Raw genomic sequence first — 26,480 nt, forward strand, 5'->3', positions numbered from 1 at the left:
CCCCAGATTCGTTACCGGACGCGGCAAGTTCCAATTCTCTGAGCTGCATTCTGTGGTGCTGTTACCCCTTAATTTTTCCCTCTCGATGAGGATTCCATGAGCGAAAACATCAAATATGTAAGCGACGCTTCATTTGAAGCTGACGTATTAAAATCCGACAAACCAGTTCTGGTTGATTTCTGGGCCGAATGGTGTGGTCCATGCAAAATGATTGCTCCTATTCTGGAAGAAGTAGCTAAAGAATATGATGGCAAAATCGTTGTTGCAAAAATGGATGTCGATGCAAATCAAGCGGTACCTGCTAAATTTGGTATTCGCGGTATTCCAACACTGATTTTATTCAAAAACGGTGCTGTCGCTGCTCAAAAAGTTGGCGCACTGGCAAAAGGTCAATTGACCTCGTTCATTGACAGCAACATTTAAGCTCTTATTTCTAAAGCTACTATTGCAGTCAACAAACACTGAATTTCAGATGGGTAAGCGATCAATACTATCGCTTACCCTTATATCATCACCCATGATATTCTTCAGTCAGTTTTAACGAATTAAAGCAAAACAGCATTTCTTTCTGATTATTTCTTTCTGATTTATTCCGTAGTTCCTCTGCTCACTCCCCCACCTCATTTTCCCATCCCGGGACACTCACCATGCATCTATCTGAACTAAAGGCCCTGCACGTATCCGCTTTGCTGGAAATGGCAATAGGACTCGATATCGACAACGCTGCGCGTATGCGTAAGCAAGAATTGATGTTCGCCATCCTGAAAAAGCGCGCAAAAGCAGGCGAACAAATTTTCGGCGACGGCGCCCTCGAGGTCTTGCCTGATGGCTTCGGCTTCTTGCGCTCGCCTGACGCCAGCTATATGGCATCGACCGACGATATATATATATCGCCTTCACAAATCCGCCGCTTCAATCTGCACACCGGCGATTCGATCGAAGGCGAAGTGCGCACGCCGAAGGACGGCGAACGCTATTTTGCATTGGTGAAGGTGGACAAAGTTAACGGCGAATCGCCGGAAGCATCCAAGCATCGCATTCTGTTTGAAAACCTGACGCCGCTGCACCCAAATAAAGTGCTGACGCTGGAACGCGAAATGCGCGGCGAAGAAAACACCACTGGCCGTATTATTGACATGATCGCCCCTATCGGTCGTGGTCAGCGCGGTTTGCTGGTAGCGTCGCCAAAATCCGGTAAATCCGTGATGCTGCAGCACGTCGCGCATGCGATCACCACCAACCACCCGGACGTCACGCTGATCGTATTGCTGATCGACGAACGTCCGGAAGAAGTAACTGAAATGCAGCGCTCGGTGCGCGGCGAAGTGGTTGCATCCACCTTCGATGAACCAGCCACACGCCACGTACAAGTTGCAGAAATGGTGCTGGAAAAAGCCAAGCGTTTAGTTGAAATGAAAAAAGACGTCGTCATTCTGCTCGACTCGATTACCCGTTTGGCGCGCGCCTACAATACCGTTATTCCGGCATCCGGCAAGGTATTAACCGGCGGTGTCGATGCAAATGCACTGCAACGTCCAAAACGCTTCTTCGGTGCGGCACGTAATGTCGAAGAAGGCGGCTCACTGACCATTATCGCAACCGCGTTGATCGAAACAGGCAGCCGTATGGATGACGTGATCTACGAGGAATTCAAAGGCACGGGCAACATGGAAGTGCATCTGGAACGCCGTCTTGCCGAAAAACGCGTCTATCCGGCGATCAACCTGAACAAATCCGGCACACGCCGCGAAGAGTTGTTGATCAAACCGGATCAGCTGCAAAAAATCTGGATCTTGCGCAAGCTGCTGTACTCGATGGACGAAATCGAAGCGATGGAATTCATCCTGGACAAGATGAAAGCCACCAAAAACAATGCAGAATTTTTTGAAATGATGCGTCGCGGTGGATAAGCCTTTGGCATGACAAGGCGAATGCCTTTTCATCTTAAGGCATGCGGCAATAAAAAAGCCGGTACTGTATAAAGTACCGGCTTTTTTTATTGCACTCGTCGTTGAAATTGTATTAGCGACTCTTATTCATAGAACTGACACAAAATTACCTCAGCATGGGATAGTGATGAAAGCACTACGCATGCTTGCACGACAAAGAACCATAACTCCACTGGGGAGGTTTTGCGCCAGTCCTGACTACCTTTATTGACGACTTAAGACTGCGTTTTTCTCCCAGCCACCACCGACAGCTTTGTACAGACTGACGACGGCATTCAGATGCGCTCTTTGCGTATCAATCAGGCTGACTTCTGCTTGTGATAAATCACGTTGTGCATTCAAAGTTTCCAGATAACTACTGTAGCCATTGTTATAGCGCAGCTCTGTCAAACGCAATGAGTCTTTGAGAGCCGCGACACGACGCTGACTGGATGAAAATACCTGTTCATTTGCTGCGGTATTCGTCAAAGCATCATGCACATCACGAAAGGCACCCTGCACCGTTTGTACATACTGTGCCAGCGCTTGTGTTTTACGCGCTTCTGCGCCCGACACTACCGCACCGATCGCCCCGGCTCTGAACACAGGCTGCGCAAGACTGGCACCCAGATTCCAGAGCAAGGATGCCGGGTTGATCAGATCTTGAAATACTCTGGACTCGTAACCGACGCCTGTTGTTAATTTCAAGCTGGGGAAATACTGCGCTTTTGCCTGACCGATATCGGCATTAGCAGCAACCAGCGTGTATTCGGCAGCAATCACGTCAGGACGGCGATTTAATAAATCCGAAGGTAAATCTGCAGGAACAATCAACTGCTGATACAACTGGCCAATGCTATTCCCACGCGCAATGACAGGTTGAGCAATCGCACCAGGCGAGCGCCCCAACAAAATGGCAAGCGCAGATTCAGTAATAGAAACCTGTTGCTTTGCCTGCGCCACACTGATTTCAGCCGCTGCCGCTTCTGACTCCGCTACATGCAGATCCAGTTCGCCAATAGAGCCTGAGCTATATCTTTTTTGTTGCAGGCGTAAATTTTCCTGACGAGTTTTCAGGGTTGATTGCGCCAGCAACAATTGCGCATCCGCTGCACGCAAACCAAAATAGGTCTGCGCGAGATTACTGTACAAGCTAGCCTGTACCAAGCCGCGATTTGCCTCTTGCGATAACAAACGAGATTTTGCAGCTTCGTCAGCACGCGCCAGTTTCCCCCAGAAATCAAGTTCATAAGACGCAGTCAGTCCGAGCTGAAAATCCTTACTATCAGGATTCACGCCAGCAGCCAATTTGCCCGCATTCTCACTGGTACGCAGTCGCGATCCACTGAGCGTTGCATCTACCGTAGGATAGCGATTAGAACTGGCACCGACGGCAACAGCACGCGCCTCTTCAATGCGCCCGGTGGCCAGCAATAAATCCTGATTATTTGCATTGGCTTCATCAAGCAAACTGTTCAGAACCGGGTCCTGAAAATTTTTCCACCAAGCTGTGTAATCAAACTTCACTGCATTTTTACCTGTTTGAGCACTGGCAGAAACAGCGCCAAAATTTGCCGGTGTCTCCAACACAGGTCGCTGGTAATCAGGACCTACCGAGGCGCATCCTGCCAGTGCCAGACTGGCCGCCAACGCCGTTACTACAAATTGAGTTCTTAACATAACTTATTCCTTTGCATCGGCTGGAGGGGCGTTGTGCAATATATGAACCGGATGATCAAAATCCTGCTCCGTCGTTTTCAAGCGTTTGTCATTGATCAGCTTAAAGAACAAAGGCACAAAGAAAATCGCCAGGAAAGTAGCTGCCAACATGCCACCCAGTACGCCGGTACCGAGTGACTGACGTGCTGCAGCACCTGCGCCGTGTGAAAATGCGAGTGGTACAACACCCAGGATAAAGGCCAGCGATGTCATCAGAATCGGACGGAAACGCAAGCGTGCAGCTTCCAGCACAGCAGCAACCGGGGCATATCCCTCATGTACTTTCATCACTGCAAATTCAACAATCAGAATCGCATTTTTTGCTGACAATCCGAGCAAAGTGACCAAACCAATCTGGAAATACACATCATTATTAAAATGACGCAGATACACCGCCATCAGCGCGCCAAAGATACCGAAAGGCATTGCCAGCAATACAGAAAAAGGCAAAGACCATTTTTCGTACTGAGCAGCCAAGATCAGGAAAATCATCAACACACCTGCACCGAGCGCCAAACCGGAAGCATTGCTGCTACGTTTTTCCTGGAAGGATGCACCGCCCCAGTCATAGACAACATCTGCAGGCAATACATTCGCCGCCGCACGCTCCATCGCTGCAATCGCCTGGCCCGAACTGAATCCGGGTTTTGCATCGCCCAGCAACTTAATTGACGGTAATGCATTGAATCGTTGTACCGAGTCAGGACCGGTAATAAAGCGTATCGTTGTGAACGCGCGTACCGGCACCATCTGACCAGTGGCAGAACGAACATACATATTGCCTATATCGTCCGGTTTAGCACGATACTGGCCTTCTGCCTGCAATTGTACGGTGTAGATACGTCCATTTTTATTGAAGTCATTCACGTAGTAACTACCCATGGTGGCTGCCAGTGTGTTGTAAACATCTGACAATGCAATCCCCATAGAACGTGCTTTTTCATTGTCCACATCGACATACAACTGTGGGGAGTTTGCCTGCCACAAGGTTTTCACCCCTGCCAGCTCAGGTTGTTTGTTTGCTTCGGCAATCAATTGAGGCAGCAGTTGTGCCAAACGTTTAACACCACCTTCACCTTTGTTTTGCAGGTAGAACTCAAAACCACCGGTTTGACCAAGGCCCTGAATTGCCGGTGGTGCAAAGAACAGCGGTAAGCCTTCTTTGATACGACCGGTTTTCATGTAGCTTTCGCCAACCATTTGCTGTGCAGACTGATTTCTTTCTTCCCACGGTTTCAGGGGGAAAAACATCGTCGCTGCAGAAGACTTCAGTCCGCCACCGCCCAGAAAATCGAGTCCGACCAAGGCAAACGTCGTATCGATGTTCTTGTTGGTTTTCATGATGCCTTCCACCTGACGCACCATCGCATCAGTACGATCCAGAGATGCACCATCAGGCATAATCGCAGCGCCAATGAAATAGCCCTGATCTTCATCCGGAACCAGACCGCCAGGCACGTTTTTCCACAACAAGCCTGTGAGCACCACCATACCCAATACGACCACCACACCCAGCGCAGCGCGCTTGAGGAAGAAAGTCACGCCATTGGTATAGTGTTTGGTCAACCGCAGGAAAGCAGCATTGAACCATGTAAAGAAACGATTGTGATTTTCAGAACCTGGCTTTAAGAGCAAGGCACACAGGGCTGGTGTCAGCGTTAGTGCAACCAGACCAGACAAAACTACCGCAATCGAAATCGTGACGGAGAACTGACGATACAACTCACCCGCCAGACCACCGAGGAAAGCAATAGGACCAAACGCGGCCACCAGCACCAGCACAATCGCAATGACAGGGCCAGTGACTTCGTGCATGGCTTCAATTGCTGCGTCTTTTGGTGTCATGCCCTCTTCATTGATCAGACGCTCGACATTTTCCAGCACCACAATCGCATCATCAACAACGATACCAATCGCCAACACCATACCGAACAGAGTCAAGGTATTAATGCTGTATCCCAGCAGATGCAAACCTGCCATCGTACCGATCAGCGATACCGGCACCGCCAGTGTTGGAATAATCGTCGCTCTCCAGCTTTGCAGGAACAGATACACGACAATGAATACCAGTACCATTGCCTCACCCAGGGTTTTTAATACCTCGGCGATAGATTCCGTCACGAAAGGTGTCGTATCGTAGGGTGTCGCGTATTCCATACCTTCCGGAAATTTGGACTTCAACTCTTTCAACGTGGCTTCTACCGCTTTGCGTGTATCCAGCGCATTAGCGCCGGTTTGCAAGAAGACACCGATATTGGCAGAAGGATGTCCATTAACACGTCCATACAAGTTGTAGTCTTTTGAACCCAACTCAACACGCGCCACGTCTTTAATACGGACGGTAGCACCCGCTTTATCTGATTTGACAATAATATTGGCAAACTCTTCCGGTTCCAGCAAACGACCTTTTGCTGTCACCGTCATCGTCAATTCTTCCGTGTTATTTGGCGGAGCCCCCACTTTACCAGCCGCATATTGTGCATTCTGTTCATTGATGGCGTTGGAAATATCTCCTACGGTCACGCCCAGTTGCGCCATACGATCAGGACGCATCCAGATCCGCATTGCATAGTCTTTAGCACCGAAAATCTGAACATTTGTCGTGCCAGGCACACGCTTGATCGCATCCAGTACATTTTGTGTCACATAATTCGACAGGTACAGGGCATCGTAACGATTATCAGGAGAATACAGCGCTGCCACGACCAGGAAATTGGAAGAGCTTTTTGACACGGTCACGCCTTGACGCCGCACTTCCTGTGGCAGTTTAGCATCGGCCTGCCGTACGCGATTATTGACGTTGACGGCGGCAATATCGAGATTAGTACCCACTTCAAATGTCACGTTAATCGATACGCGACCATCGGCAGAAGACACAGAATCCATATACAGCATGTGTTCTACACCGTTAATCTGTTCTTCAATCGGACCTGCGACAGTACGCTCAACCACTTCAGCAGAGGCACCTGGGTAAACCGCCGTGACGTTCACGACGGGCGGAGAAATCTCCGGATAGCGTGAGATTGGCAGGACGCGCAAAGCGGCCAGACCAGCCAGCACGATGATCAGCGACAATACTGTCGCGAAAATCGGCCGGTTAATAAAAAATTTAGAAAACATGAATAATTCCTTGTCGCCTTAGCATGTAATGCAGCTTGATGTTCAGATGTTCAAAGAGACACTGAGAGTTTTTCGGCCTGTCACCTGATGTCGTTCGACACCCTATTGCCTAGTGACTTGCTGAAGCACTGGCGGATGCGGATGCAGCTCCTGATGCTGGCTGTTTATTCGCTGGCGCAGGTGCGTTTGCCGGCATTGGTGACGGTGCAGCGGCGGCATCTTTAGCAGACAGGGCAATCGGCGTCACAGTCATACCGGGCTCATGCGCTTTGATAAACCCATCGACGAGAACGCGATCACCATTTTGCAAACCTTTTGTGACGATCCACTCACCATGTGACCAACCATCAAGCTCAACTGGTTTCGGTGCGAGTTTGTTGTCAGGCGTTACAGCAAATACCATTTTCCCCATCGGGCTATCGATGACGGCACGTTGTGGCACAGCCAGTGCGGCATTGCGGGTAGCGCCGTTCAATATCACACGAACGAACTGTCCAGGACGCAAAGCACCATCAGGATTAGGAATTTGTGCACGGGCATCAAAACCACCATTCGCGGTATTTACCTTCTCGCTGACAAAATTCATTTTGCCTTTTGTCGGAAAAACACTGCCGTCAGCTAATTTCAACTGTACGTCAAATGCCATACTGCCGTTATTGGCACGCTTGCCTGGCAACGCGACTTTGCCGCTTCCTACTTCACTGGATAGTTTCAGGAAATCCGATTCAGGAATACTGAAATTAATATAGACAGGATCGGTCTGAACGATCGTGGTCAGCAGGCTATCAGCAGAGGTCACCAGGCTGCCATTAGATTTACCTGCAACGCCGGTCACACCATCAATCGGTGCCACGACACGGGTATAACCCAGATTCAGCTTCGCTTCATTGACTTGCGCCCGCACCTGTTTGAAGTTGGCTTCCGCCGTTTCCAGGGTGGATTTAGCGTCATCAAACTCTTTTTGGCTAATAGCTTTCTCGGCGACCAATGGCGTCAGGCGGGCAAATTCACGCTTGGCCTGATTCAGCTTTGCTTCAGCAACGCCGGCAGCCGCTTCGGCAGAAGCCAGTTGCGTCTGATATGTGCCCGGGTCGATCTGAAACAAGACAGTACCGGCCTTGACGCGAGAACCCTCTTCATACAAGCGGTTTTCAAGAATGCCACTGACACGTGCGCGAACTTCTGTCTCACGGGAACCGGCAGTCTGACCAACATACTCAAAATCGATACCAAGATTACGAGCCTGGACAGTGACAACATTCACTTCCGGCGGTGGCATTGCACCGGGTGCGGCATTAGCACCGCCCTGCTTATCGCAAGCAGCCAACATTAACAAGGGAAAACTCAAGGCAAGTACCTTGACAGACGAACGCTCAAAAACACGATGGATATCAGTGGAGAGAGTCGATAACTGCAACAGGGTATGGGCAGGAAAGCGCATAGGAGATTCTTTCTTCTAGATTGAAGGACGATATGCTATTATATACATTCACGAATGTTTGTAAATGAAGTTTTGAAACACCCTCACTACTTGTCAGAGTATTCTGGAAGCGCAAGGCGATTAAAACGGTATACCGGATAACGCAGAAAACTGCTTTGTCAACAAAAGCCTACCGGAATACATGTCAGATAACGCTGAGACGCAATACGGTAGCAAAAGTTTAACCTGAATCAAACAAAAGTGAGAAAACACCTGATATAGCACCCGGACAAGCATACGCTGACAGCATGCTTGGAAAATACTGAAAAGCTGATTTGAAGGGGACGGGTACGATGATGAAGGCGATCAGTCAGGTACTGAATTAAGATATTAATTAAGCTATTAATGAAGGTATTGAATTTTGATGGTATTCATTGCCTTGCTTAAGGAAAATGAAATATCAAGCCCATGTTAAAAATCAAAATAAAAACAGAAGCAGGAACGGAAACAGCATTACTACGCTGATTTTCGACAAGGAATAAAGATGGCCAGGAAAACGAAAGAAGAAGCTCAGGAAACCTACTCTGCACTGCTGGACGCTGCGGAGACCGTATTTTCAGAAAAAGGTGTGACCAACACGACACTGAACGATGTTGCGACCGCCGCAGGTATGACGCGAGGTGCGATTTACTGGCACTTCAAGGATAAAAATGCATTATTTCATGCCATGTGCGACCGAGCTTTTCTTCCCATGGAGTCTTTACTCAACGAAATACATAGTACCCGGGACAAAGACCCCAAAGCAGCGATACGGAAAATGAACATCCACTTCTTACAACAAGTGGCCTCTGATCAACGTCAGAAAAAGGTATTCGATATTATTTTGCATCGCTGTGAAAAGTCAGCCGATATGACCTTCTTTGTTCTGGAACGGGACAAACGCAATGAATGCATGTCAAGAATGGAGGCACTGTTGATCGCCGCCGTTGACCAAGGCATGTTGCCACCTGAAACAGACACCTGGGTTGCTATGCAGGCCAATCACGGATTTCTGATAGGTCTTGTGCACGAATGGCTGGTGGATACCGCAATCTACGATCTGCCACATCACGCAGAAAGCATGGTCGATATGTTTTTAGCTGGTTTATTCACTTGCCCGCCGCTGAAAAAAAAGATCGCATAAAACCCGATATCAGTAATCAACGATTCAATCGACCAATTTATTTTGGTCGAAAGTGGATGACATCAACAACGTCAGGCAGGCAACTTCCAGTCGAAACGGACGGCCAACATGCGCAACAAGAAGGTAGTGGCTGTTCCAAACAACAAGGCCACAATCTCCATCACATGCAGTTGGTTGAGTAACAAATATACCCAGCAACCGGCAAATGCACAGGTTGCATATAAATTACTACGACGAAATACCAAGGGAATTTCATTACAGATAACGTCGCGTAAAACACCACCAAAAATTCCCGTAATCACCCCCATCATCGCACAAACAAACATCGGCATTTCAGCTTCTGATGCCAAAGAAGCGCCATTCACGCTGAACAAACCCAATCCCAGCGCATCTGCAAATACAATCGCATTTTCAGCAACGGCATGACGTAAATGACGCAGGACAGGAATTGCGATCAATGCCATGACAAAGATCAGAATAGGATATTCCTGATGCTCTACCCAGAATAAGGGACGTCGATCCAGCAAAAGATCGCGCAAAGTACCACCGCCAAAAGCGGTAATAAATGCCACGGTGAACACCCCGACCACGTCCATACGCTTGCGACGCGCCTCAATGAAGCCAGAGCTGGCAAACGCAATAATTCCAGCGACCTCAATCGTGTGCAACATGACATTCATGCCAAGGTGATTCAACGCCATTTTCCTGTTCCTGCATCAGTTGTCATTTCAGATAGTCGGTCATTTTACCCGCAGACAGCATTGTTACCGAGCAGCAAATAACGAAACCGCAGCCATCATTCAGGCAATACTCAAGACAACATAGCCGTATGCGCTGCTGGCATGAAAACAGAATTACATTGTATAATCATGGGCTTGGCATTTTGCGTGTGCAAATCCAATTCATTTTTAATCAGGCAAGTGATACGCAATCGGGTCAAGAAGCAAGGCGACCGACGAAGTGCTGATTGGCTACCTACTTTTATTTCGAGGCAAGCATGAGAGATGGCATCCACCCAAATTATCGTGAAGTGTTGTTCCACGACGTTTCTAACGATTTCAAATTCATTACACGTTCGACAATTCAGACTAGAGATAAAGCTGAATTCGAAGGTAAAGAATACCCATTGGTAAAAATCGAGGTTTCCGCAGAATCTCACCCTTTCTACACTGGCAAGCACAAAATCGTTGATACTGCTGGTCGCGTTGAAAAATTCCGCCAGAAGTTCGGCAAAGTTGGTTCCAAAACTTCCATCGCCGAGTAATTTCCGCGACAGTTTTAGTAAAAAAGGCAGCTCAGGCTGCCTTTTTTACTGTTGCTTTCCCCTACAATAAACATCCTTTTCCTCCTGCAACACCATATGAAGCCAGTTCGCCTTCCCGCTGCAGCCACAATCGCTCTACCGCGCTGGGGCATTCTTGCGCTTTGCCTGCTGTATATCCTGCCAGGTCTGATTGGTCGCGATCCATGGAAAGGCGACGATGCCGCCGGATTTGGGATTATGTGGACGATGGCACACGGCTCATTTGCTGACTGGTTGTGGCCACATATTGTCGGCTTGCCTGTCCCGGAGGAAGGCCCGCTGGCATTCTGGTTCGGTGCGATCTGCATCAAACTATTTGGCTGGCTACTCGGTGAGCCAATGGCAGCAAGGCTTTCGACTGGCATCTTTTTTCTGATCGGTTCAGTGTCAGTCTGGTATGCAACCTATCTTCTGGGGCGCAGAAATGAAGCGCAACCGTTAAAACTTGCTTTCGGCGGACAGCCAGAACCTAAAGACTTTGGCCGCACGCTGGCAGATGGTGCGCTACTGATTTACCTCGGATGTCTGGGCTTGCTGATACGCAGCCATGAAACCAGTGCTGAAGCATTGCAGATTTCGCTGGTCGCTTTTGCCTTGTATTTGTGTGTACGCTTGCTTGACCAACCAGTGCTGCGCCTCGCGATCGGCCTTGGCATTACATTGGGCTTAATGATACTGACGCGTGGATGGGTCTTGCCAATGGGCTTATGGATCAGTCTGCTGGCGCTATGCCTTTACCGGGAACAGACAAAACAGTTGAAATTACTACTGGTGGCGCTGCCGTTTGCAATCGCAGTCACGGGTATATGGCTGACCGCCATTTCTGTTCTTCATCCGTTCGATAGTTCGCCCTATCCTGCCTGGATGCTGTGGAATTATCGGCAGATCAGCTTGCCCGATATGGATAGCGTCAGTTATTTTTTCAAATATGGCATCTGGTTTGCCTGGCCTGCCTGGCCTTTTGCAGCTTGGGCCATCTATGCCTGGCGCAAACAAGAAAAAGCATTACATATTTCTTTGCCAGTGGCTTTTGTCAGTTGCTTTACCGTTCTTGCCATATTAAATCAGCAATCGGAAGAAGCATTGCTATTGCCAATTCTTCCACCGCTGGCGATTCTCGCTGCTTTTGGCCTGCCAACCATGAAACGCAGTGCCATCAATGCCGTGGACTGGTTTGCCGTGATGATACTGACCGGACTCGCCGCCTTTATCTGGTTATGCTGGATTGCCAGCCAGACAGGCTGGCCACCAAAGCTGGCAACGAAAGTGATGACACTCGCACCGGGCTTTCAGGCTAGTTTCCATCCACTGGTCTTTATTGCGGCACTCGGAATCAGCATAGCCTGGTTTAGTCTCGTGTTCTGGCGCATTTCACGACAACCATCCGTTCTATGGCGCGCTGTCGTACTCTCCAGTGGTGGCGTTATTTTATGCTGGTCACTATTACTCAGTCTTTGCCTGCCCTGGATCAACTACCGTGTCAGCTATGAACCGACGGCGAACAGCATCGCCAGCCAGTTGCCAGCCAGTTATAGCTGCGTAGAAGCGAGCCTGGGGCCATCACAGCGGGCATCTTTTGCTTATTTTGGTGGAATCCGTTTTTCAGGATTCTCCGATCATGACTGCCCTTATCTGCTCGTACAAAACAGCAGAAAAAACAGTCAGATCAACGGCTTGCCGTTGCAATATCAGAATGAGCAATGGGAAGCCATCTGGAGTGGTCACCGGGTCGCCGATAAGGACGAGTTATTCACCTTATATCAGCGCAGATCACCATGATTCAGGCTTTTCCCGCAACGTTACGCGGCAATATACACCGCATCGCATCCCTTGCCTGGCCCATGATCGTCGGGCAACTGGCGGTCGTTGGAAATGGCGTCATTGATACCGCAATGACTTCCCGCTTCTCTGCTACGGATCTTGCGGCACTATCGATTGGTATTTCCATCTATGTCAGCATCTTCGTAGGTTTAAACGGGGTACTTCAGGCAATATCGCCGGCGGTCGGCCAGCTGTTCGGTGCGCAGCAATACAAAAAAATTGGCGCTGAAATCAAACAAGGAGTCTGGCTGGGATTCTTTCTTTCCTGTATTGGTTGCTTAATTTTGCTCTTTCCGCAAAGTTTATTATCTATTGCACAAGCATCACCTGAACTGAATACGAAAGCTGCCCTCTATCTGCAAATACTGGCGATCGCCTTGCCCGCAACGATGGGATTCCGGATTTATGGAGCGCTTAATAACGCCGTAGGACGTCCGAAAATGGTCATGGCGATTCAGTTGGCAGCACTTGGCTTAAAAATTCCGCTCAATACCCTGTTCATCTTCGGTGGATTAGGCATCCCCGCGATGGGTGGGCCGGGATGCGCCGCGGCGACCGCAGTCAACGCCTGGCTGATGCTGATCGCGGGCTGGCTGATGCTACGTCATGTTAAATACTATGAGCTATTCGCTTTATTTGGCAACGGCTTTGTCAAGCCACAATGGGAGTCCCTTCGCAGCCTCCTGCATCTGGGCATTCCCATGGGACTCAGCTATCTGATTGAAGTCACCGCGTTTGCCTTCATGGCACTTTTTATCGCCAGACTTGGCGAAGTGGCCGTCTCAGGACACCAGTTGACTGCTAATTTCGGCACGATCCTTTACATGTTGCCACTCTCCATTGCCAGTGCCACCGGAACGCTGGTAGCGCAAGCCATCGGTGCCGGGCAACTACAAACAGCCCGCCGTACAGGCAATGCCGGCGCTGTGTTAGCCGCCATGCTTGCAATTCCTATCGGTATCATTATCTGGTTTTCCCGCAGCCTGATCCTGCATGCCTATACCTCCAATCCGTCTATTATTGCTGCCGCATTTCCACTCTTCCTGTTTATCTCGGTCTACCAGATATTTGATGCAATGCAAGTGACTGCAGCCTTCATTCTGCGCGCCTACAAAATCGCGATCGTTCCCACCATTCTCTACGCATTTGCACTCTGGGGTTGCGGCCTAGGAGGCGGTTACATACTGGGTCTCGACCCTTTCAATATCAGCCCTGCTTTTTTACATGGCGCAGCCGGTTTCTGGATGGCAAACAGTACATCCCTCGCGATCGTTGCAGCTTGTCTGTGGGCCTATTTACGATACATACAACGACAATTCGAACAACACACACCCGTTCGTGACCAAACATAGATCAAACGACACTATTGCAAAACAAGGGCGATCCTGTCATAATCTTGCTTCTGCGTTGCCGAGATGGCGGAATAGGTAGACGCACGGGACTCAAAATCCCGCGCCGCAAGGCGTGCCGGTTCGATTCCGGCTCTCGGCACCAATAACATTTATATGTTATTCGAAAATTAGAGACCCCTGTAAAGCTAATAAAATCAAGGCTTTACAGGGTTTTTTATTTGCCGAATCGAAAAAAAATCCGACAAAAAATCTCGATTCGGTTTGCTGCAAAAAATCGCAATTGATCGTCAGTCTTACCCTTTCTTACCTCTTTTTACCTCTCCTTTTGTGCTATTTTGTTCTGTGCATTTTCAAGCAATCGTTTCAAAATTCATTCTGAAACGTTTCAAAATTAATAAACTTGACGCGAGTAACTTTTGTGAACTAGAGTTACCGCATGACGCATTTCAAACCATTTTCTTACCTCCGACGATGGCTCATTAGTGACACACAAGCAGTCACTGTGGAGCAGCGTTTGCAGAATTTGGCTTTGTGGCAAATTGTGTTGATTGGGTTAGCCGGCGCATCTGTTTTCAGCTTGTGTCTTTTGTACTTTTTTGGCCAGATTGGTACTCAAATTTTTGCTATCGGTTGTGCGCTTTTTATGAGCCTGCTGATCGTTTTTTGTTGGTCATTGACTTTTACTTATGAAATGCAGCGACAGGCTCGCTTGCTAGGCATTTCTTGCCTGTGGATCTGCCGGCTGATTTTTACGGCATTGTTTTTTGCAGTCTGCTATTCACCACTTCTCCCTCCACCACGTTTTCTTGCCTGACCTTCGTTCGCCAACGCGTTTTCGCATTGGCGTTTAAGAGATCAGTGCTGCTTGCCACGCAATGTGCAGGCAATAGGAAACAACATGTCCGCAACATACGAATACCATTTGAGCCAAGTTTTGGCAGCATCAAATGGCGCGTTACTCACGCCATTGAAAATTGCAGCGAAAATTTTAGGTCTCGCTACACAAACTCTATACAACCAAATTCATAAAGGAACGTTTCCACTTTCGGTAGTGAAGCTGGGAAAGCGCTGCTTTGTACGAACGTCTGATCTTGCATCACTAGTGTCTGGTACCTCTGCTCAACACCAACAAATACAAGTGCCGCCGGTAGTGAGCATTAAGCCGCCGCCACGCCCTCGCGGCCGCCCCAGAAAAGATGCAGCAGCTACAGGGAGCAGCTGTGCGCAACGATGATCTTGCAGTAATGCCTAAAATAAAAATTCCCGAAGGCATGTATAGAAGGATGGCTGAGTGCAAACAGAAGCCGTTAATCGTCGATCAAAAACCAAGGAATCTGTTTGTTCCTGGCTTACGACCATTTCTGCGTGTAATGTCAAATCATCTAGCACGATCAAGTTTATTTGCACCCATTAACAGCGGCGGAGGTAAAAACACGACAGGTAGTGGCGGGGAAAACAGAAAGAAGTATCACACAGGCTCACTGTTAGTGAGTCGTCGTGACGCGGAAATTAAGTATTGGGGGGAGCAATTAACTGAAGCCCATGCGGACGTCTGGATGCAAGTAATCTATGAAGCAATTAAACACCCGCTGGGTGAGATATTTGAAATTAAAGGGGCGCAGTTTTTAAGTGCCATCGGCAGAGCCAACGGTGGCAATGATTATGACTGGCTGAAAAAGACGCTCTTATCTTTACATCACGCGTCGCTGGTAATCGAAGTTTGGCAAGGCTCAAAATCTCCATCCGAACCACGACAGTTAAAATTAAAAATTGGCAAATCTGAATTTGGTGAAGGTGATTTGGAAGCCATCAGGTTAATTGAAAAATTTAGATACGTTGGTGCGACCAAATCCTTTCAGCTCAGTATAGATACTCGCTGGCACTTGATGTATGAAAACAAGGAATTTGCACTGATCGACTCGCAAAAAAGGATGCAACTCAAAACAAATATTGCAAAAGCACTCCAGCGTCTGATAGCTACAAGTAATTCAGTAGAACAGAGATATGCACTTGAATCAGAAGAAAACGGTGTGAAAGGGATCAAGGAAATTTTTCAATACACGGGAAGGCTTCGTGATTTTTCAAATGCCTTGAAATTAGCAATAAGCGACTTAAAAAACGCAAAAATAATTTCAGATGGATACCTTGAAATAAGCACAAAAAATAAACTACAAATCGTGCTTAAAAAATTGATAAGTAGAGGTCAACAATGAAAAGCCACTTTACAGTCATCGGGATTTCGTCGCTGTCATCATCGCCAGAAAATCGGGAGGCGGCCGCGCGGGAGACCGTCGCAATTGATCGGGAACCGGTCGCACAAAATCGGGGTGCGGTCGCGCAAAATCGGGAAACCATCGCGCAACAAATCTCGAAACCCGCATGCCGTATGGCTTTTGGTCGACGGAAAAACCCTTTACCTTCTTTTTACCTTTTTTTTACCGACCACGCGCTGTGGATAAAGGCTCGGCAATCTCACAACCGCAGTCTAGACTGCGCCTTCGGCGCACAAGGAAAGACTAAGCTGAGCAAAATCGAAGGCCAACCCGCCGCCCCGCTTGAGGCGGGCGGTGATACACGGACGCGCCTGCCGGCGCCCGCCATCCCGTTCCCCGTTGGGGAACGTGCGGGTTGCCGTCCTTATCCATCTTTTGCGCCGTCCGTGCAGGCCTGCAGAGAAGAGTACTTTGAAAATTGGGCGATGAAATCTGCTTTCAATTTTTTTAGTTTAATGACGTCATTAAAAATTCAGAGAATTGTATGAACACGATCTTTAATCGCAGAAATATCGGCCCATTTTTGTTGCTGCTGTTAAGCTGCACCTTATCTTATTCACAAACAGTGACCGCCGACGGCATGCTTAACGCGGCCAACAATGGCACTGACCTTGCCGGGAAAGTGTTATCAGAAGCGTTTGGGCAAGTTTTCTATCAAACGCCAGGCGTGCCCGGATCTGTTTCCGGGTCAACGCTTGGGGCGATGTTTGGCACGTTCAATGCGGCATTATTAGCGGTTGGCGTGTTCTGGTTTTCTTATAACATTACCGCTGCAACGGTTCAAACTGCCGAAGGCGGTGAGTTCATGGGCCAGCGCTTTTCCACGATCTGGTTTCCAATCCGTTTCATCGTGGGCATCTCGACTCTTGTACCCATGTTTGGCGGGTACTGCGGTGCTCAAGTCATCATGATGTACTTTGCCAAAATGGGCATTGGGATGGCGAACCTGATTGTAGCTGCGGCCCTGTCTTCACTTGGCGGCTTCAATACCGCGTCCGCCGTCATTCATCAGAATGCCCAGGAAACCGCCAAAGCAATGTTTAACTCCAACTTGTGTACACTTGCGATTGCAAACGACAACTCGATGGCGAGTGCCAATGCGGTAGACATTAATGGCAATATCAGCGGTCCGGAAACGAACGTGTCGTTATTCATGGCACCGGATGGGCTTGAATACAGCTATTCCCGTCAGGCACCCGTCACATCGGGTGGCGACGGAGCCTGTGGCGATGTCAAACTTGTTCTCACAAAAATGGCGTCCAATTCAAGCATTATTGACGTTTCAAGTATCGTCGACGATGCTAAGGCCGCACATCAATCTGCACTGGCCACGATGAACACGTCGATGCAGCAACTGGCGCAAGACTATCTCACGTCAACAAATGGCGGTGGCGGATCCATTGATTTTCCCGCCAAATTCGACGCGGCCGCCGCCTACGAAAAAACAGTGACTGATGCATTGTCACCGAAAGCCACGTCGATATCAAATGCTGCGATGAGTAACATCACAAGCGAAATCAAAAGTAAAGGATGGATGGCGTTGGGATCCTTCTATCAAACCTTAGCCGTGATTGGCGACACCATCACGGCGGTTGCCGGCGGAAAAACAGCGATCACCGCGCCGCAAGATCCGGATAAATTTGCTTTTAACGATACCTATAAGGCAGCCCTAAGAAATCTGGCAAACATTCAGAATTTCAATAAGGATGCGGCGATTGCCGGTGAAGATGGCATTGTTTCTAAACTATTCGCCAGGCAAAAAATTACAAACCAAGTTGCCAGCTGGACGATTACTGGCAAAGGCGGTACGGTGAATCCGATTATTGAATTCAAAAATTTGGGAGATGGCCTGATTTGGATGGGCTCAGGAGCAATTACTGCATACGGCGTGGCCCATATGGCGGTTGGCGCTGCGCAAGGTCTCAAAAGTTCGTTAGCGGGGATTGCGACCGATCTAGTCGGAACCGGCGTTGTGCGTGAGGCCGCGAAAGGAGCGTTAGACGCATTCTCACCGTTTGCTGTGATGGCAATCGTTGGTCTTTTTGCGTTCGGAATTACACTCTCTGTCTACATTCCAATGCTCCCATTTATCATCTGGTATGGCGGAATCATGGCGTGGTTCGCCAATGTGCTAGAAGGACTGATCGCCTCTCCGGTCGGTGCATTTGCACACTTAGAAGCTGAGGGCGAGGGCATGGGGCAGCGTGCACAACATACCTATCTATTTTTATTCGGCGTGTTGCTGCGACCGACATTGATGGTCTTCGGATTTTTTGGCGGGTCGTATGCGGTCAAAGTGCTGGGCGCAATTCTGCTCGTCCTTTTTGCGCCGGCGATGGCGAATGCTCAGTTCAACAGCATGACGGGCTTTGTAATGTTTGTCGGCTTTATTTTTGTGTTTGTATCCCTTGTTTTGACCCTGATTCATGGCTGTTTCAATTTAATTCACATCATTCCAGATCAGGTCATCTCTTGGGTTGGTGGTCAAGTAGTTGGAACAATCGGCAAAGACACTGACGACCGCGCAAAAAGCCATTTTTTGGCTGGTGTCGCGCAGATTAGAACAAATATGAGGCCTGTCGGTTCCGATTCAAAAAATCCAAAAAAGAAAAGTGAAGCAGGAAACGCAATCACAAGTGCTTAGCTAAGCATTTTCACTCATAGATCAATTTTTTTAAGCCATTGATTTTAAAGGGGTTGGTTTTCCCAACTCAAAAATAAAGCGAAGAACTGTGTCAAGGGGAACGTGGAATACCGCAGCCGCTCGGCGGTGAGGATATGCCGCGAAAGCCCCTTTACACAGTTCGTAGCGGCAAAGCTAAGAGCAATGGGTGCAGGAAGGTTTTTTCCTGCACCCATTGCCTTGCGGCGAGCGCGGGTTTGGGCAGCGCCCAAGTTTTAAAAATCACGACTAATCAAATCAATGCGAAGTGAATCCCGAAATTTGACACGCTCATTTTTTCCTGTATTTTGGATTTGAAGTTTTCAAAAATTCAAAGTAAAAAAAGGAAAATCATGTTCACAAAATTCTTCTCAAAATTATCCGTTGTCTTGTCGGTTGCGTCGTTAGCTGCGTGCGGCGGTGGAGGCGCTGGATCTACACCAGATTCAAATTCGTCCTCGCCTACATCTCCGACAATTATTCCTGCAAATTTGCAGACCACAGTTCCTGCACCGACTTACCAAGCAGGATCGGTCGAACTCCAGGCATTCACTGAGTTGAATAATTTCAGAAAAATGGTTGGCCTTGGCTTGTTGTCTCAAAATTCAAAAATTGATTTGGCAGCCGCAAATCATGCGAACTATATTGCTGTAAATATTGATGCCGACGTGACGGTTTTTGGTCATTATGAAGTCGCAACGAAAGCAGGTTTTACCGGTATCGCGCCGGGCGACAGAACATCGTTTACAGGTTACGGTCCGGTCGCATCAGAAGTCGCGATAAGTAATAATTTTAATGCGACTCAGCAAACGCCTATCGAGGGCTTTGTCGGTACTGTTTATCATCGATCTGGGTTATTGAATCAATGTCCAAGAGATGTTGGCATTGGCTATCAAAACCATACAACGCCCGCAGGGCTGATCGCGAACCCATTAATAATCGATTTGGGATATTCTCAAACGATAGGATGCCAAACAAATGCATCAAATTTCGTTTACAGCTATCCGGTTGCAGATCAAGTTAACGTGCCTGTTTCAATGAACTCAGAATCGCCGTTTCCGTTTCCGGATATGCCAAAAAATCAGTATCAAAATTTTGATGTTGCAAACTTGACGTCTTATCCGATCAGCATTGGCGTATATGCCGGTTATGTGCTGACAATGGACAGCATGACTGTAACTGAACAAGGCCAGACAGTACCGTTGCAGATGCGTTTTTTAACAAATGCGAACGATCCGAATAAGCTGCTATCTGCAGAGCAAATGGTATTCGTGGGATACGCACCTTTTAAATCTGCGACCAAGTACAACGTCTTGTTTAAAGGTGCGGCAAACGGCATTACGATCACTAAATCGTTCTCGTTCACTACAAAATAGTGGTACCCATCATTCGTGGCGCAAATAGTCGTTGAATTGCACATAATTTTAATCTTTTACTGTTTGGATGTAAGCACTATGCAGATTACTCATTGCTTTGCTGGCCCAGCCAAGAAAGGGGCGGCCTTTCATGGATGGGCAGGTCCAATTACTGAGTGGGCAGAAAAGTCCGCGCCGAAAGTTACGTTTGGAGAATGGAAGCGAAGCCCAACAGAAGGTGGTAGCGTCACATTTGAATGCCGGCCGTTTCAGCTTTGCATGTATGGCGCAAATTCTTCGAAAATGGCAGTGCGAGACAAGTTCACCTACTTTGCCTTTGTCGGCCTCGGCGCAGACGGTCAGCTGCGACTTCAGAGATTGCCAGAAGGTACGGACGCACGCGAAATTTTCGCCGCTGGCGGCTGGACGCCACCATCCACATTCGAGCTGGTCGGCCAAGTCACAGCTCTGGTCAATCTTGATTTTTCACAGCAACTGGATGCCTTGATATCCGTCGTTGAGCTTTGCAACGACGGATATGGTTTGAGCAAGTCGTTGCGCCTCGCCGCAGCAGGGCCATCGGAAAAGCTTGCTGCCGTGGAGACGTTTGTCACCTGCTTGACCAATTGGCCTCAGTTGTCCGAAGTGGCACAGGCAATCAGTTTATTTTTACAGTCCCACATCCACGAGCGGGAAGGTAGGCGCGCGAATGCAGCCGCTGTTAGAAAGGCCGCTCTCGAACAAGCGGTTTCAGAAATGCGTGCCGCGAGGTTCGACGTCACCCCAATCCGTGCCGCAGCTTGGATGATGGACCTCAAGGAAGTGACCGAGCCGATCCCGCATGCAGTAAAAGAGAAGGCACGCAAGCTGAAAAAAGAATTCGCGGATTTCTTCGGTGGTGTATAGAGGGGCGTGCGGAGCGCCCTGATGCTCTATCTAGCTCTCAAATAAAAAACGCAATTTTCATTGCGTTTTTTTGACTGCTTTATTCAATTTCCTTCTCGTACACACACGTTATGCGGATTGCCGTCAGAGGAGTAATTCAAGCCATATTCCCATCGCGGCGCATTCGTCCAATTTAAAACCGCTGTAACAAGTTTTATCCTCCCCGACTGGACGTTCTGGTCGAACTGATTGTCCCCGACATAACCGTCGTCAACATATATTGTATTTGACGTATTGGAGTGAGAAATATTGGTGCAGATATAAGTTACGGCACAGGTGGGGTAATCCGTTGCGCCGTTTGGACAAGCTGGTGTATCTAATTTTAATGTGCACATACTCAAATCGGTCGTCGTGCTCATTGCGCAGCTGGAACCACTGTAAGTTGTCGTCGTTGTTGTATGACCTGCGAAATTAATTGGATCTGGACACGCACCCGTCGTCACTGTGGTGGCAGGGCAGACCGACGGTGGTGGAATCGGCACACAAGCGCTCGTGTCCCAATACGAAGAAGTCGTGTTACCAGGACAGGTCGTCGTCGTCACCAAATGCTTGAAGCCCGTATAGCCTGCATCGCAAGCTATATTGCTACCGACAACGATGCTTGGTGAGCACGTCGGTGTGCATCCGCTTGTGTCCCACTTAAACGTCGCAACGTTGCCAGGACACGACGTCGTCGTGACTCCAAACTTAAATCCTGTATAGCCTGCATCGCACGCAACGTTACCCCCCTTCGTAACGCTTGGTGTGCACGGAGGTGGCAGAGGAACGCAGCTTCCTCCATTCCATGCTGTGCCGGCTGGACACGCACACGAAATTCCATCTGATTGCAAGACCTGATTTGATGGGCACGTATTTGCTACGCAACTAGGATTGCCCTTTCCGTCATGTGTCAGCGATGTCCCCCATGGGCATGCCGGATCATTGTCAACACAATGTGCTACGGTTGCACCAGTTAAAGTCCAATGCTTCCCAGTCGGGCAGCCTGGTGATTTTGGTTGAGGTGCACATGCGGCCGGCGTCAGTTCACAGGTGCGGTCGACCGCTGGAGAAGTCGTCGCTTTCACACACTGGCTTGTGTTATAGGTTGGGGTTGTCGAAACCAAACCGAACGGCCACTCAGCAGGGCAAGTGATAGTCGTTGTCTTAAATTTTTGACCGGAATAACCGGCATCACAAGGCACATAATTATTTACCGTCGAAGGTGTGCAAGAAGATGTTTTTGCTTGTGCAAAAACAGATGAACTTATTGTGACTAAAAGAGTGAAAATGAGTAGTTTTGCGTTTTTCATTTTATACATACCTATATATACGAAAAAATTAAAATTAATTTACACGGTCAAACAATTAATATTTAAAAATATTGTTGCGATAAGCAGTTTTAACATGTAAATTGGTTGCATTGGTTAGTGAAAAAAATAGAGGTAAAGATGAGTAGCAAAAAGAAAGATTTAAACGAAAAAACTGTCTTAAAAACGTTAAAAGGACGGCAGACCAAGCAGGTTGGCATCAGCATGCCAATCTCTCTCATTGAAAGATTTGAGGAAGTAAAAAAGGAAGCGGAATCCCAGGGGTACACACTCATCATGAGTGAGATATGTTGTGAGGCCGTCGAAGCGGCAATTGAGCAGGCAGGTAAAGAGATGGCTGCTATTTTAAAAAAGCAAACTGCGCAAAAGACTTGACCATCTGCGAAACCTCACACGTGAAAGAGGCGATCTGGATTTATGTGTGTGCTAAATAGATTCTGTTTGTACTCTATTTAGGGTCTAAAAATGCGCTGTTTTTCTTAACCGAATTTGCAGAAATTTTTTAGCGTATTTTTATGCACTATTCATGCGCTAAATATGCACCAAACATATTCTGATTGGAATCGAAAAATGGATGAGGTTGACGATGCAAAAAGGGAGTTGGCAAATGCTGCAGTCGATTTTGAAAGCGGCGCATCTGGATGGAAGGCGTACGTTCGTCAGTTAAATACTAGGCTGGATGGAACAGAAATACAAAATAGCCTTCTTATGCAGCAGATAAAAATACTAGCTTGTGAGCCGAGGCCTGATTCATTAATTTTAAATATGAGAAAAATTCTTCTTGAGCAAAAATTAAAGAAGAAAAGAATGCGGCAACAAGAGCAAGTTCAAAATGAGTCGCTCTCATTGGTGCCGTTAATTTTTATTGAACCGACTATTTTTAAGAATGGAGATTGAAAAATGTTAACCCATGATCCTCTAATGAACTTAGCTAATACAGACTGGCATGATATTTATATAGAGAATACAGATTTATATATCTGCGATGAGAAGACGATTGCAGATGCGCATGCAGAGGCACCAACTGATATCGCGCGAGCATATATCTATGGCATATATGAATCGAGAAAGCGCAATTCTGTATTGGCCGGAACGCACTTTTAATCCAATTTCTTGTGACTAAAAATTTTCTGTGAATGACTATTTTTATTCTGAAATCTGAAAAAAGGCTGAGAAGCAAGAGCTAACGTTCGCTTCGCTTAAACGTTATTCCTCGCCTTCGGCTCGCCCCCGCTCCCTGCGGTCAGGGGGTTGCAAAAGCGCTTTGCCTGGAGTTGTGTATGCCTGAATTAAATGAGAAGAGAAGATCGCGTCGCGGCCATCCTAAACTTGATAAATCAGAATGCCGAACCAACTGTGTTTCAGTTCGCTTAAATGATTCTGAGCTTGCCATGCTTGAGCAAAAACGAGGGAACCTGATGAGAGGTGAATGGTTGAGAATGTCGGCACTAGATCACCTACCACCAGTCATCCCAGGTCTTAATCAAAAAGCTTGGATTGAGTTGGCGCGAGCGGCATCGAACCTTAACCAAATTGCAGCCAATCTGAACCGCGACGGCCTGGTAGATGTCCAGATAATTCAAAATGAATTAGTAGAGTTCCGCAATAAACTATTGGGTGCAAATGTTTTCGATGGAAGCGATTTCTGATGAAAGGCATGCGGAAAATTTCGCGAGGCAGCGGATTTCGCGGAGCGCTTGAATATGTATTAAATCGTGCATCTGGAAAAGACTGTGGTCGACTGATCGGAGGAAATCTATCAGCAAGTGATCCGCTGAGTTTGGCACAGGAATTTGGTGCAATAAGGCGGCTACGGCCTGAAATAAAAAAGCCCGTTTGGCACAATTCGCTTCGCCTACCTGCTGGTGAACAGCTCAATGATTCGCAATGGAATCAGATTGCAGAAGACTATATGACGCAGATGGGATTTGATGATTCCCATCCTCGCGTATACGTTATGCACGATGATAAAGACGGGCAGCATATTCACATTGTTGCATCAAGAATTGACCTTTCAGGCGCATTATATCTCGGTCAAAACGAGAACCTAAAATCTACAAAAATAATTGAAGAACTTGAGAAAAAGTATGCACTCATCATTACAAAAGGTGTAGATAGAATCGGCGACACTGCAATAGTATCCATGCCGTCTACAAAAAAAATAAAGAAAAAAGAGCGGGAAAAATCATTGCGAACTGGTGTTGAACCACCACGCGAACGACTTCAATTACTGATCGATGATGCGCTTAAACGAAATCCAACTGCTTCGCAGTTTGCTCAGTTTTTGACAGGTAAAGGGGTTAAAGTCATTGCCAACATCGCAGCAACGGGCAAAATGAATGGCTTCTCTTTTTCCCTTGATGGAGTGTCATTTTCCGGATCAAAACTCGGTGATAAATATAAATGGTCCAGCTTATTGAAGCGGGGATTGATGTTTGATTCTGCAAATGACGTGGCAGGCCTGGCTGCATTTAAATCAAAATCTGAGATCGAAACAGACCAGAGCACTGACACAATTGAAGGATCGTACGCCTTTTATTTAATTAAATTCTTAAATCAAAAGCGCTGTCAAAATGGCGTCGAGTATCGCTGGCAGAATGGCAATGCAGCTTTTTTTGATCGCGGATCCACTGTTCAAATAATTGGAAATTCTACTGCGGCAAAGATCAAAGCCATGGTAGAACTCGCACATCAAAAAGGTTGGAAAGCCATCAAACTGACGGGGTCTGCAGAATTCAAAAAAATCGCGATCGATGAGGCAATTCAACAGGGTATTCAAATCGCAAACCCAGAATTGCAGCAATATATAAAAACACTGACTAAACGACCGAATGTAGATCAAGAATCCGTACCCACTTCGCAATTCGTGTCTGGGATTTCAAGAGCAAGCCTCTTAAAATTTCCGACTGAACAGCTATCGGATGAGAAAGAAAACATCCTGTCGCCACCACCATAGATTTGACACGGTTATTTTTTCCTGTAATTTGATTTTCAGGTATTGAAAATTTATTCGGGAAAATATGACCATATTGAATCAAAAAATCATTCGCCGTTTGCGGTCAGCGCTCTCTACTTTAGAACAAGAGTATTTTTCGCGAGTTTTCATCGGACGCGAAAACGAAGTCGACGTATGCAAGGAACTTGGTTGCGTTGACTCTTTTGAGCTGCAATTACTGAAATCGCTGCGAAACCCTCAACCAGGAGATTTCTGTGGTTGAGAAAAAGCGGACATCTAAATCAAAACCTGCGGAGTTAAGTAAAGCGGAGAAGGCACGCAATCGGTATATCACAACACGCTATGAAGGGAGATCATTCTGGGTGCGCATGAAGCTGCACGGCGTTCCAATCCAAGCTACATTCGATACGATAGAAGATGCGCGCGCATACCGTGACCGGATGCTAGCGGATGCGACAACGGATCCGACTCATCGGCTAGTACTTCAATCTCGCCAGAAGAAAGAAGAAATTAAAACGCTCACGCTCGGTATGATGCTTACGCGCTATGAAAATGAAGTTACGCTGTTTAAGAAGGCTCCGCATTCGGAACAAATCCGCATCGGAATTATCAATCGCCTCAACATTGCCACACTACCAATCGAGTTAATAAATCGCGATGTAGTGTTACGCTTCACTTCTCAAATCCGTAAGCGAAATATTTCAGATAGCACAGTAAGAAAATATCTCATGTTGCTGAGTGCTGTCTTCACGACAGCTAAAAAGCGCTGGGGAATATCATTGAATAACCCAATACGTGAAATTGAAATTCCAAGTAACGGAAAACCACGTGACCGTCGCGTAGAACCTGGCGAGTTTGATCGTATTGTTGATCAAATCAGATCAAGTCATCCGATCAAAGAGCTTCTTATCCTGTCGATAGAAACGGCCTGCAGGCGTGGTGAATTGTTAAAGTTGGTATGGAAGGATATCGATTTAGTGAGTCAAACGGCCGTGCTGCGTGAAACAAAGTAACCGCCCGGCGAACTCATGTTGACCGAACGACTTTATCGTGGTGAGAATTATTGTACGGTGGCCCAGCGATGCGGGAGCAGTTGGCTAATTTGACTAAACGGTTGTAGCGGCAGCCGTTCCAGA

22 protein-coding genes and 1 tRNA gene are annotated in these 26,480 nt (G+C 47.6%); 19 read left to right on the plus strand and 4 right to left on the minus strand.

The genetic code is table 11. The annotated features are described in order from the left end of the window. Positions 1–96: 96 nt before the first annotated feature. Positions 97–423 carry a thioredoxin TrxA gene (trxA, locus tag ACO0LB_RS09105; RefSeq protein ID WP_423048656.1) on the plus strand — a complete coding sequence of 109 codons (327 nt, stop codon included), beginning with the start codon at positions 97–99 and terminating at the stop codon, positions 421–423. Between the two features lie 224 nt (positions 424–647). Continuing rightward, positions 648–1,910: a transcription termination factor Rho gene (rho, locus tag ACO0LB_RS09110; protein ID WP_162040410.1), complete on the plus strand. Its 1,263-nt coding sequence runs from the start codon at positions 648–650 to the stop codon at positions 1,908–1,910. 243 nt (positions 1,911–2,153) lie between these two features. Here rho and ACO0LB_RS09115 read toward each other — a convergent pair whose 3' ends face one another. The 3 genes from ACO0LB_RS09115 to ACO0LB_RS09125 all read right to left on the minus strand — a co-directional run bounded on the left by ACO0LB_RS09115 (position 2,154) and on the right by ACO0LB_RS09125 (position 8,208). After that, positions 2,154–3,608, minus strand: coding sequence for an efflux transporter outer membrane subunit (locus ACO0LB_RS09115; RefSeq protein WP_423048658.1), 1,455 nt, complete (start codon positions 3,606–3,608; stop codon positions 2,154–2,156). A gap of 3 nt (positions 3,609–3,611) precedes the next feature. Further along, positions 3,612–6,767 (minus strand): efflux RND transporter permease subunit, encoded by a 3,156-nt coding sequence (locus ACO0LB_RS09120; protein WP_423048660.1) that lies wholly within the window; start codon positions 6,765–6,767, stop codon positions 3,612–3,614. A 109-nt stretch (positions 6,768–6,876) separates the two neighbouring features. Beyond that, on the minus strand, positions 6,877–8,208 hold the full coding sequence (locus ACO0LB_RS09125; protein ID WP_423048662.1) for an efflux RND transporter periplasmic adaptor subunit: 1,332 nt from the start codon (positions 8,206–8,208) through the stop codon (positions 6,877–6,879). 523 nt (positions 8,209–8,731) lie between these two features. Here ACO0LB_RS09125 and ACO0LB_RS09130 point away from each other — a divergent pair. Then, entirely contained in the window at positions 8,732–9,370 is a 639-nt protein-coding gene (locus ACO0LB_RS09130; RefSeq protein WP_423048664.1) for a TetR family transcriptional regulator, read from the plus strand. A gap of 71 nt (positions 9,371–9,441) precedes the next feature. Here ACO0LB_RS09130 and ACO0LB_RS09135 read toward each other — a convergent pair whose 3' ends face one another. Next, the gene (locus ACO0LB_RS09135; RefSeq protein WP_423048666.1) at positions 9,442–10,071 is read right to left on the minus strand and encodes a trimeric intracellular cation channel family protein; all 630 of its coding nucleotides are present in this window, start codon (positions 10,069–10,071) and stop codon (positions 9,442–9,444) included. 296 nt (positions 10,072–10,367) lie between these two features. Here ACO0LB_RS09135 and ACO0LB_RS09140 point away from each other — a divergent pair, with 296 nt between their 5' ends. The 16 genes from ACO0LB_RS09140 to ACO0LB_RS09215 all read left to right on the plus strand — a co-directional run bounded on the left by ACO0LB_RS09140 (position 10,368) and on the right by ACO0LB_RS09215 (position 26,357). After that, a complete protein-coding gene (locus tag ACO0LB_RS09140; protein WP_423048668.1) occupies positions 10,368–10,634 on the plus strand; it encodes a type B 50S ribosomal protein L31 in 267 nt (88 codons plus the stop codon). A 96-nt stretch (positions 10,635–10,730) separates the two neighbouring features. Further along, positions 10,731–12,452, plus strand: a complete 1,722-nt coding sequence (locus ACO0LB_RS09145; protein ID WP_423048670.1) for an ArnT family glycosyltransferase — start codon at positions 10,731–10,733, stop codon at positions 12,450–12,452. After that, a complete protein-coding gene (locus ACO0LB_RS09150; RefSeq protein WP_423048672.1) occupies positions 12,449–13,846 on the plus strand; it encodes an MATE family efflux transporter in 1,398 nt (465 codons plus the stop codon). Before ACO0LB_RS09145 ends, ACO0LB_RS09150 begins: the two co-directional genes overlap by 4 nt. Before the next feature lie 57 nt (positions 13,847–13,903). Continuing rightward, positions 13,904–13,988, plus strand: a tRNA-Leu gene (locus tag ACO0LB_RS09155). Between the two features lie 294 nt (positions 13,989–14,282). After that, complete coding sequence (locus ACO0LB_RS09160; protein ID WP_423048674.1) at positions 14,283–14,660, plus strand: hypothetical protein; 378 nt, start codon at positions 14,283–14,285, stop codon at positions 14,658–14,660. Positions 14,661–15,042: 382 nt separating this feature from the next. Continuing rightward, on the plus strand, positions 15,043–16,059 hold the full coding sequence (locus ACO0LB_RS09165; protein WP_423048676.1) for a hypothetical protein: 1,017 nt from the start codon (positions 15,043–15,045) through the stop codon (positions 16,057–16,059). Continuing rightward, the gene (locus ACO0LB_RS09170; protein WP_423048677.1) at positions 16,056–16,607 is read left to right on the plus strand and encodes a hypothetical protein; all 552 of its coding nucleotides are present in this window, start codon (positions 16,056–16,058) and stop codon (positions 16,605–16,607) included. Before ACO0LB_RS09165 ends, ACO0LB_RS09170 begins: the two co-directional genes overlap by 4 nt. Continuing rightward, the gene (locus ACO0LB_RS09175; protein ID WP_423048679.1) at positions 16,604–18,763 is read left to right on the plus strand and encodes a DotA/TraY family protein; all 2,160 of its coding nucleotides are present in this window, start codon (positions 16,604–16,606) and stop codon (positions 18,761–18,763) included. The genes ACO0LB_RS09170 and ACO0LB_RS09175 overlap by 4 nt, the downstream gene beginning before the upstream one ends. A 332-nt stretch (positions 18,764–19,095) precedes the next feature. Further along, positions 19,096–20,157, plus strand: a complete 1,062-nt coding sequence (locus ACO0LB_RS09180; RefSeq protein ID WP_423048681.1) for a CAP domain-containing protein — start codon at positions 19,096–19,098, stop codon at positions 20,155–20,157. 78 nt (positions 20,158–20,235) lie between these two features. Beyond that, positions 20,236–21,042: a hypothetical protein gene (locus tag ACO0LB_RS09185; RefSeq protein WP_423048683.1), complete on the plus strand. Its 807-nt coding sequence runs from the start codon at positions 20,236–20,238 to the stop codon at positions 21,040–21,042. Positions 21,043–22,508: 1,466 nt separating this feature from the next. Then, on the plus strand, positions 22,509–22,763 hold the full coding sequence (locus ACO0LB_RS09190) for a hypothetical protein (RefSeq protein WP_423048685.1): 255 nt from the start codon (positions 22,509–22,511) through the stop codon (positions 22,761–22,763). Positions 22,764–22,958: 195 nt separating this feature from the next. Beyond that, positions 22,959–23,285 carry a hypothetical protein gene (locus ACO0LB_RS09195; RefSeq protein ID WP_423048687.1) on the plus strand — a complete coding sequence of 109 codons (327 nt, stop codon included), beginning with the start codon at positions 22,959–22,961 and terminating at the stop codon, positions 23,283–23,285. A 3-nt stretch (positions 23,286–23,288) separates the two neighbouring features. Continuing rightward, positions 23,289–23,492, plus strand: coding sequence for a hypothetical protein (locus tag ACO0LB_RS09200; protein ID WP_423048688.1), 204 nt, complete (start codon positions 23,289–23,291; stop codon positions 23,490–23,492). Between the two features lie 176 nt (positions 23,493–23,668). Next, positions 23,669–24,037 carry a hypothetical protein gene (locus tag ACO0LB_RS09205; RefSeq protein WP_423048690.1) on the plus strand — a complete coding sequence of 123 codons (369 nt, stop codon included), beginning with the start codon at positions 23,669–23,671 and terminating at the stop codon, positions 24,035–24,037. An 8-nt stretch (positions 24,038–24,045) separates the two neighbouring features. Then, on the plus strand, positions 24,046–25,344 hold the full coding sequence (locus tag ACO0LB_RS09210; RefSeq protein ID WP_423048692.1) for a relaxase/mobilization nuclease domain-containing protein: 1,299 nt from the start codon (positions 24,046–24,048) through the stop codon (positions 25,342–25,344). Between the two features lie 254 nt (positions 25,345–25,598). After that, on the plus strand, positions 25,599–26,357 hold the full coding sequence (locus ACO0LB_RS09215; protein WP_423048694.1) for a tyrosine-type recombinase/integrase: 759 nt from the start codon (positions 25,599–25,601) through the stop codon (positions 26,355–26,357). The last annotated feature ends 123 nt before the right edge of the window (positions 26,358–26,480 follow it).

Origin of the sequence: Undibacterium sp. SXout7W (assembly GCF_049339385.1) — a bacterium.
Lineage (GTDB): Bacteria > Pseudomonadota > Gammaproteobacteria > Burkholderiales > Burkholderiaceae_D > Undibacterium.

Excerpts from the sequence above, each read along its gene's own strand:
- ACO0LB_RS09190 (WP_423048685.1), top strand. The coding sequence starts at position 22,509 with ATGAGTAGCAAAAAGAAAGATTTAAACGAAAAAACTGTCTTAAAAACG.
- ACO0LB_RS09130 (WP_423048664.1), top strand. The coding sequence starts at position 8,732 with ATGGCCAGGAAAACGAAAGAAGAAGCTCAGGAAACCTACTCTGCACTG.
- rho (WP_162040410.1), top strand. The coding sequence starts at position 648 with ATGCATCTATCTGAACTAAAGGCCCTGCACGTATCCGCTTTGCTGGAA.
- ACO0LB_RS09125 (WP_423048662.1), bottom strand. The coding sequence starts at position 8,208 with ATGCGCTTTCCTGCCCATACCCTGTTGCAGTTATCGACTCTCTCCACT.
- ACO0LB_RS09170 (WP_423048677.1), top strand. The coding sequence starts at position 16,056 with ATGAAAAGCCACTTTACAGTCATCGGGATTTCGTCGCTGTCATCATCG.
- ACO0LB_RS09185 (WP_423048683.1), top strand. The coding sequence starts at position 20,236 with ATGCAGATTACTCATTGCTTTGCTGGCCCAGCCAAGAAAGGGGCGGCC.
- ACO0LB_RS09120 (WP_423048660.1), bottom strand. The coding sequence starts at position 6,767 with ATGTTTTCTAAATTTTTTATTAACCGGCCGATTTTCGCGACAGTATTG.
- ACO0LB_RS09165 (WP_423048676.1), top strand. The coding sequence starts at position 15,043 with ATGCAGCAGCTACAGGGAGCAGCTGTGCGCAACGATGATCTTGCAGTA.
- ACO0LB_RS09150 (WP_423048672.1), top strand. The coding sequence starts at position 12,449 with ATGATTCAGGCTTTTCCCGCAACGTTACGCGGCAATATACACCGCATC.
- ACO0LB_RS09205 (WP_423048690.1), top strand. The coding sequence starts at position 23,669 with ATGCCTGAATTAAATGAGAAGAGAAGATCGCGTCGCGGCCATCCTAAA.
- ACO0LB_RS09210 (WP_423048692.1), top strand. The coding sequence starts at position 24,046 with ATGCGGAAAATTTCGCGAGGCAGCGGATTTCGCGGAGCGCTTGAATAT.
- ACO0LB_RS09140 (WP_423048668.1), top strand. The coding sequence starts at position 10,368 with ATGAGAGATGGCATCCACCCAAATTATCGTGAAGTGTTGTTCCACGAC.
- ACO0LB_RS09145 (WP_423048670.1), top strand. The coding sequence starts at position 10,731 with ATGAAGCCAGTTCGCCTTCCCGCTGCAGCCACAATCGCTCTACCGCGC.
- trxA (WP_423048656.1), top strand. The coding sequence starts at position 97 with ATGAGCGAAAACATCAAATATGTAAGCGACGCTTCATTTGAAGCTGAC.
- ACO0LB_RS09160 (WP_423048674.1), top strand. The coding sequence starts at position 14,283 with ATGACGCATTTCAAACCATTTTCTTACCTCCGACGATGGCTCATTAGT.
- ACO0LB_RS09200 (WP_423048688.1), top strand. The coding sequence starts at position 23,289 with ATGTTAACCCATGATCCTCTAATGAACTTAGCTAATACAGACTGGCAT.
- ACO0LB_RS09195 (WP_423048687.1), top strand. The coding sequence starts at position 22,959 with ATGGATGAGGTTGACGATGCAAAAAGGGAGTTGGCAAATGCTGCAGTC.
- ACO0LB_RS09135 (WP_423048666.1), bottom strand. The coding sequence starts at position 10,071 with ATGGCGTTGAATCACCTTGGCATGAATGTCATGTTGCACACGATTGAG.
- ACO0LB_RS09115 (WP_423048658.1), bottom strand. The coding sequence starts at position 3,608 with ATGTTAAGAACTCAATTTGTAGTAACGGCGTTGGCGGCCAGTCTGGCA.
- ACO0LB_RS09175 (WP_423048679.1), top strand. The coding sequence starts at position 16,604 with ATGAACACGATCTTTAATCGCAGAAATATCGGCCCATTTTTGTTGCTG.